Raw genomic sequence first — 5272 nt, 5'->3', positions numbered from 1 at the left:
GCAGGAGAAGGCGAGGTGCAGCGGGGTGTCGACGCCGTGCACCCTCGACTTCTCCATCGACCCGATCGGCGCACCCGATGGGTCGAGCAGCACGACCTCCTCGACCGTCCGCGCCTCGGCGTCGGGGAGGACGGTGCTCATGCCGCGCCCACCGGCGCGCCGACGCCGGCCGCCTGCAGCACCAGGTCGCGCACGGCGGCCGCGGGTACCGCGTCGCCGACGCCGTCCCAGAACGGGAGCGCGGCGTCGGAGCACAGCAGCAGTGGCGAGTCGGCCTCCGACGACGGCAGCCGGCCGTGCGTGCCGCGCACCCACGACGGGTCGAGCGGCACGACGTTCATCGCGTACCGCAGGCCGAGCTTCTTGCGCACCAGCCCGAGCGCCGCCTTCGCCTTCGCGAGGCGGTCGGCCGGGTCGAAGAACAGCTCGGCCGGGTCGTACCCGGGCTTGCGGTGGATGTCGACGCCGCGCGCGAACTCGGGCGCCCGGTCGTCGTCGAGCCAGTAGTAATAGGTGAACCAGGCCCCGGGCTCCGCGACGACGACGAGCTCGCCCGACCGTTCGTGGTCGAGTCCGTATCGCCGCTGGACGTCGCGGTCGAGCACCTCGTCGACGCCCGGCAGCTCGAGGAGCAGGTCGCGCACGCGTTCGACGTCGGCGGGGTCGGCCACGTAGACATGCGCGACCTGGTGGTCGGCGACGGCGAACGCCCGCGACGTCCACGGGTCGAGCTGCTCGCGTCCCTGCTGCACGTGGACCTCGAGGAGTCCCTCGCGGCGGAGGACCCGGTTGAGGTCGACGGGTCGGTTCGCCGACTCGATGCCGTACTCCGCGACCGCGATCACGGTGGCACCCGCCGCCTGCGCGTCGTCGAGCAGGGGCGCCATGGCGGTGTCGAGCTCGGCCGCCGCCCGGTCTGCCTGCGGCGACTCGGGACCGAAGCGCTGCAGGTCGTAGTCGAGGTGCGGGAGGTACGCCATGACGAGGTCGGACCGCCGATCGCGCATCACCATGCGGGTCGCCTCCACCATCCAACGGGTCGACGCGATCGACGCGGTCGGACCCCAGTACTGGAAGAGCGGGAACTCGCCGAGCGCGCCGGTCAGCTCGTCGTGCAGGGCGGGCGGCCGCACGTAGGCGTCGGGCGACTTGCGCCCGTCGGCGTGGTAGACCGGACGCGGCGTCACGGTCACGTCGGTGCTGGCCCCCATCGCGTACCACCAGCCGACGTTCGCCGCCGTGAAGCCGGGCTGCTGGCGCCTGGCGGTCTCCCACACCTTCTCGCCCTGCACGAGCGCGTTGTGCTGGCGCCACAGGTGCACCTCGCCCTGGTCGCGGAAGTACCAGCCGTTGCCCACGATGCCGTGCTGCGCCGGCGCGAGGCCCGTGAGCATGGTCGACTGCACGCTGCAGGTCACGGCGGGCAGCACGGTGCCGAGCCGGGTGCGGGCGCCGGATGCCGCGAGGGCGCTGAGCCTGGGCATGTGCGCCAGCGCGCGTGGGGTCAGTCCGACGACGTCGAGCAGCAGGACCGAGGTCATGCGGTCACCTCCGAGGGTTCGAGCAGGTCGGCGGCCCAGCGCACCTCGCCGGCGATGCCGGCCACGAGGTCGTCGACCGCATCGGGCAGGACGGTCCAGGTATAGGTCTCGACGTCGACGTGGGCCTCATCGCCATGCGGGATGGAGCGCACGGCGGCGAGCGCGGTGGCGAGCACCTCGGTCGTGGCGGTGAGCGGCGCCCTCGGCTCGAGGTGCAGCGGCACGTGGAAGTGCACGCGCCACGGTCCCTCGGCGGGCAGCGCCTCGAGCGCCTCGCCGAGGTCGTCGGTCGCGAGCACGGTGCCGTCGGGCTGCAACTCCCGCGTCTGGTGCAGGTAGCGCGGCTCGACGAAGGCGGCGATCGCCTCGCGGCCCGCGGCGTCCGACGGCCGCTCGACGTGCAGTGCGGCCGAGGCCTGCACCTTCACCACGCGAAGCCCGGCATCGGCGATCTCGCGCACCGCGGCATCCGGATCGGCGAAGGAGACCGCGAGGTGGCAAGTGTCGAGGCACACGCCCACGAACTCGGGGTCGATCTCGCCCGAGCGCGTGCGCGGGCCGAGCCAGGCGACCACGTCGTGCACCGTGTCGAGCACGCAGCCGGGCTCGGGCTCGATCGCGAGCCGCACCGTGCGGCCGGTCTCCTCGCGAAGCGCGCGGAGCCGGCGGGAGACGTGGGCGAGCGATGCGCTCGCGCGACGGTCGTCGTCGGCCGTCCACGGTGCACGCCACGCGAGCGGCAGCGTCGAGATGCTGCCGGCGCCGCCCTCGGGCAGGAGGTCGGCGAGCACGGCGGCGCAGTCGAGCGTGTGCGCCACGCGGCGTTCGTCGGTCCAGTCGGGGCGATACACGTCGAGCTTCACGACGTCGGCGTGGAACGCCCGGTAGGGGAACGCATTGACGGTGCGGAGCTCGAGCCCGTTCGACGCGAGCCGCGCCCGCAGCCGGTCACGATCCCGGGCGCTCGCGGCGAGGCGGGCGGCGAGCTCGGCCGGAAGCCAGAGGCCCACGCCGAGCCGGTCGAGTCCCGCGGCCGCGCGCACCGGGCCGGCGAAGGCATCGAGCTGGGCGAGCACGCCGTCGAGGTCCTCGGCGGGGTGCACGTTGGTGCAGTACGAGAGCTCCATCAGGCTCGCGCCCCCCGCAGCACGGAGTTGCCCTCGAATGTCGCCGGGACGAGCGGCTCGTGCTCGACGAACCCCGGGACCGGGTCGAGGTGCAGTCGCCCGCTCTGCCCGTAGAAGGCGACGGGGTTCTGCCAGAGCACGACGTCGACGTCGTGCTCGGTGAAGCCGGCGTCGAGCATGGCCTCGGCGGTCTTCCGGGTCTTCAGGGGATCGGACTGGCCCCAGTCCGCGGCGGAGTTCACCAGCATCCGCTCCGTGCCGTATTCGCGCAGGATCGCGACCATGCGATGCTCGTCCATCTTGGTGTGCGGATAGATGGAGAAGCCCATCCAGCACCCGGATGCCGCGACCTCGGCGACCGTGGTCTCGTTGAGGTGGTCGACCACGACCCGCTCGGGGCCGATGCCCGACTCGCGCACCACGTCGAGCGTGCGCGTCGTGCCGGCGGCCTTGTCGCGGTGCGGCGTGTGCACGACGGCCGGGAGGCCGACGTCGCGGGCGAGCGCGAGCTGGGTCGCGAAGACCTCCTCCTCCTCGGGCGTCATCGAGTCGTAGCCGAGTTCGCCGACGGCGACCACGCCGTCTTTCGCGAGGTAGCGGGGAAGCACCGCGAGCACCTCGCGGCAGCGCGGATCGTTCGCCTCCTTCGGGTTGAGGCCGATGGTGCAGTGGTGGCGGATGCCGTACTGCGCGGCGCGGAACCGCTCCCAGCCGATCAGCGCGTCGAAGTAGTCGACGAAGCTGCCGACGCTCGTGCGCGGCTGGCCGAGCCAGAACGACGGCTCGACGACCGCGCGCACGCCCGACTCGTACATGGCGACGTAGTCGTCGGTGGTGCGCGCGCTCATGTGGATGTGGGGATCGAAGATTCGCATGCTCAGGCTCCTGGGTCGGTGGTCGTGGTGGTGGCGAGGGCCGTCATGTCGTCGCTCACCGTGCGCCCGGCGGCCCGCCGTTCGGCGATGAGCGCGGCGGCCATGCGGGCGAGCTCGGGGTCGACGCGGCGGTCGAGGTCGGCCACGACGTCGAGCGGGATGTCCATGAACAGCGCCTTGAGCACCCCGTGACGCCAGCCGTGCTGGTCGAGGTGCGCCGCGGCGAACGCGCCGAGCGCGGCGGCGACGAGGCGGGGGTCGTTCGTGCGGAGTGCGTCGGCGACGAGCTCGACGCCGACCGTCACCGCCTCGGGCCCGACACGGGGCGCGACGTTCAGGCCGCACAGCACGCCCCGGCGCTCGGCATCGTCGCCGTACCGGTAGAGGTCGGCGAGCTGCGCGGCGGCCTCGCCTGGCGGCAGCACCCTCAGCATCGCGACCACGAGATCGGCGCGCGCCCGGTCGTCGACCGTGCCGTGCCGGAGGCCGAGCGGATCGGTCGCAGGCTCGATCGGTGCGCGCCCGACCGCGCGGCCGGCCGCGGGGAACAGCACGACGATGCGCTGCGGCTCTGCGATCACCTCGCGGACGGCGGTGGTGGTCCAGTCGATCGTCATCGTTCCCTCCATGCGTCGTGGATGGCCTGCATGCTCCGCGCGGCGACGCCCGGGGCGTCGTGCGCGTGCCGTGGCAACTCGACGGCAGCGACGCCCCGGTAGTCGATCTCCTCCAGCGTCGCGAGCGACGCGGCGAGGTCGAGGCGGCCGCGACCGAGCTCGAGGTGCTCGTGGGCCTCGGGCAGCATGTCGTCGACCTGGACGTTCACGAGCAGGTCGCCCGCGGCGCGAAGCGCGCCGACGACTCCGTCGGGCTCGACGACGACGCAGTGCCCGAGGTCGACGGTGATGCCGAGCACGTCGGGTGATCCGAGCTGCTCGCGCAGGCGCAGGGCATCGGCGACGGTCTCGACGAGCATGCCGGGTTCGGGCTCGAAGCCGAGGGTGACCCCGGACGCCTCCGCGTACGCGACGATCTCGCGCATGCGCGGCACGAGCCGACGCCAGCCCTCGTCGGCGTCGACGCCCTCGGGAAGCACGCCCGACCACAACGAGACGCAGTCGGCGCGCAGGATCGCCGCGAGGTCGACGGCACGGCGGAGGAACCGGAGGCGCGCGGCCGCGTACTCGTCGACGAGGGTGGGGCGGTGCTTGGCGTAGGGATCGAGCAGGTACCTGGTGCCGGTCTCCACCACGACCCGCCAGCCCAGCTCGTCGAGGCGGTCGCGGAGGTGCGCCGCGCGGAGGTCGGCGTCCTCGGCGAAGGGGTCGAGGTGCGGATGCCCCAGGGTGAGCGCCAGGGCGCCGTATCCGTTCGACTCGAGCACCCGCAGTGCGGCCTCGAGCGGGTGGTCCGTGAAGCCGTTGGTGCCGTAGCCGAGCACGAAGCCGGCGCCGGGCAGCGGTCCGGTGGCGTGCGCGGTGTCGCCGAGGGCGATCGTCATGTGACGTCACCCGCCCGACGCCGCGCGGCGAGCGCACGGCGGACGAGGTCGAGCGCGCCGATGGCGGCCGCCGGAACGACCGCGCCGGTGCGGGCGACGAGCGTCGCCTGCAACGGGATCATCGCGCCGATGCCGGCGCGAGTCGCCGTGCGCACGTTGGCGGCCGACGGATCGGCGAGCGCCGCGAGCTGGCTCGGCAGCAGGGCGCCCGCGTAGGCGATGCCGCCC

Annotated in this window: 5 protein-coding genes and 2 pseudogenes; all 7 read right to left on the bottom strand. The window is 73.5% G+C overall.

The genetic code is table 11. The annotated features are described in order from the left end of the window. Positions 1–141 (bottom strand): annotated as a pseudogene (locus tag AC1DY2_RS14795) (isopentenyl-diphosphate Delta-isomerase); the annotation flags it as partial. After that, positions 138–1541: an alkaline phosphatase family protein gene (locus AC1DY2_RS14790; protein WP_476763116.1), complete on the bottom strand. Its 1404-nt coding sequence runs from the start codon at positions 1539–1541 to the stop codon at positions 138–140. The gene AC1DY2_RS14790 and the pseudogene AC1DY2_RS14795, both read right to left, overlap by 4 nt. Beyond that, entirely contained in the window at positions 1538–2668 is a 1131-nt protein-coding gene (gene eboE, locus AC1DY2_RS14785) for a metabolite traffic protein EboE (protein ID WP_476763115.1), read from the bottom strand. Before eboE ends, AC1DY2_RS14790 begins: the two co-directional genes overlap by 4 nt. Then, a complete protein-coding gene (locus tag AC1DY2_RS14780) occupies positions 2668–3543 on the bottom strand; it encodes a TatD family hydrolase (RefSeq protein ID WP_476763114.1) in 876 nt (291 codons plus the stop codon). The genes eboE and AC1DY2_RS14780 overlap by 1 nt, the downstream gene beginning before the upstream one ends. A 2-nt stretch (positions 3544–3545) precedes the next feature. Then, positions 3546–4160 (bottom strand): EboA domain-containing protein, encoded by a 615-nt coding sequence (locus AC1DY2_RS14775; protein WP_476763113.1) that lies wholly within the window; start codon positions 4158–4160, stop codon positions 3546–3548. Then, on the bottom strand, positions 4157–5044 hold the full coding sequence (locus AC1DY2_RS14770; protein WP_476763112.1) for a sugar phosphate isomerase/epimerase family protein: 888 nt from the start codon (positions 5042–5044) through the stop codon (positions 4157–4159). The genes AC1DY2_RS14775 and AC1DY2_RS14770 overlap by 4 nt, the downstream gene beginning before the upstream one ends. Beyond that, positions 5041–5272: pseudogene (locus tag AC1DY2_RS14765) on the bottom strand (SCO3242 family prenyltransferase); the annotation flags it as partial. The pseudogene AC1DY2_RS14765 and the gene AC1DY2_RS14770, both read right to left, overlap by 4 nt.

It is taken from the genome of Agromyces sp. P1_H4, assembly GCF_056405255.1.
This window is presented reverse-complemented; position numbering and strand designations above follow the sequence as displayed.

Bases quoted from the DNA above. Each gene is read 5' to 3' on its own strand.
- AC1DY2_RS14790 (WP_476763116.1), bottom strand. From the start codon at position 1,541: ATGACCTCGGTCCTGCTGCTCGACGTCGTCGGACTGACCCCACGCGCG.
- AC1DY2_RS14780 (WP_476763114.1), bottom strand. From the start codon at position 3,543: ATGCGAATCTTCGATCCCCACATCCACATGAGCGCGCGCACCACCGAC.
- AC1DY2_RS14775 (WP_476763113.1), bottom strand. From the start codon at position 4,160: ATGACGATCGACTGGACCACCACCGCCGTCCGCGAGGTGATCGCAGAG.
- eboE (WP_476763115.1), bottom strand. From the start codon at position 2,668: ATGGAGCTCTCGTACTGCACCAACGTGCACCCCGCCGAGGACCTCGAC.
- AC1DY2_RS14770 (WP_476763112.1), bottom strand. From the start codon at position 5,044: ATGACGATCGCCCTCGGCGACACCGCGCACGCCACCGGACCGCTGCCC.